We start from the raw sequence: 1,097 nt of genomic DNA on the forward strand, positions 1-1,097 counted from the left end.
TGCCTACCTGGACGCGCTCGCCCAGCACCGCCGGGCGCATGGCCTGGCCGGTACCTCGCTGGCATGGGGTCTGTGGGCCGACTCCAGCGGGATGACCGGGGAGTTGGACGAGGCCGATGTGTCCCGGATGAGCCGGGGTGGCGTCGTCGCGCTCTCGGCCGCCGAGGGTCTGGAGCTGTTCGACGCCGCGTACGGCACGGACGAGGCGCTGCTCGTACCCGTACGGCTCGACCTGGCCGTGATGCGCGCCGAGGCGGCGTCAACCGGTGTCGTGGCGCCGCTGCTGCGGGGGCTGGTGCGGGTTCCGGCGCGGCGTGCGGCGGAGGGCGCGGCGGCGTCGGGTGCGCTGGCGCGGCGGCTCGCCGGTCTGAGCGAGGCCGAGCAGCTCGACGCCCTGCTGGAGTTGGTCCGTACGCAGGTCGCGGCCGTACTCGGCCATGACTCGCTGGACACCGTGGAACCGCATCGCTCCTTCCGTGAGCTGGGCTTTGACTCGCTGACGGCGGTGGAGTTGCGGAACGCGCTGGGCGCGGTGAGTGAGCTGCGGCTGCCCGCGACGCTGGTCTTCGACTACCCGACGCCTGCGGTGCTCGCGGACTTCCTGCGTACTGAGGTGGTTGGTGCTGCGGCCGCGGTGGCGGGTCCGGTGGTGGTGTCGGCCGCCGATGATGAGCCGATTGCCATCGTGGGGTTGGGTTGCCGTTATCCGGGTGGGGTGGAGACTCCGGAGGATCTGTGGCGGCTGGTCATGGAGGGCCGGGACGCGATCTCCGAGTTCCCCACCGACCGTGGCTGGGATCTGGATGGGCTCTACCACCCGGACCCCGACCACCCGGGCACCTCGTACTCCCGAGAGGGCGGCTTCGTCGACCGGGCGGGCCACTTCGACCCGGGCTTCTTCGGGATCTCGCCGCGTGAGGCGCTGGCGATGGATCCGCAGCAGCGGTTGCTGCTGGAGACGTCGTGGGAGGCGTTCGAGCGGGCGGGCATCGACCCGGGCGTGCTGCGCGGCAGCCGTACCGGCGTGTTCGCGGGCGTCATGTACCACGACTACGCGTCCTCGCTGCCGGCACTTCCGGAGGGCGTGGAGGGATTCG

Annotated in this window: 1 protein-coding gene; it reads left to right on the plus strand. The window is 71.8% G+C overall.

Going from position 1 to position 1,097, the window contains the following annotated elements:
- A partial coding sequence (locus GWI24_RS44580; protein ID WP_247617755.1) for a beta-ketoacyl reductase occupies positions 1-1,097 on the plus strand: 1,097 nt, incomplete at both ends.

It is taken from the genome of Streptomyces sp. MK37H, assembly GCF_018035285.1.
Classification (GTDB): domain Bacteria; phylum Actinomycetota; class Actinomycetes; order Streptomycetales; family Streptomycetaceae; genus Streptomyces; species Streptomyces endocoffeicus.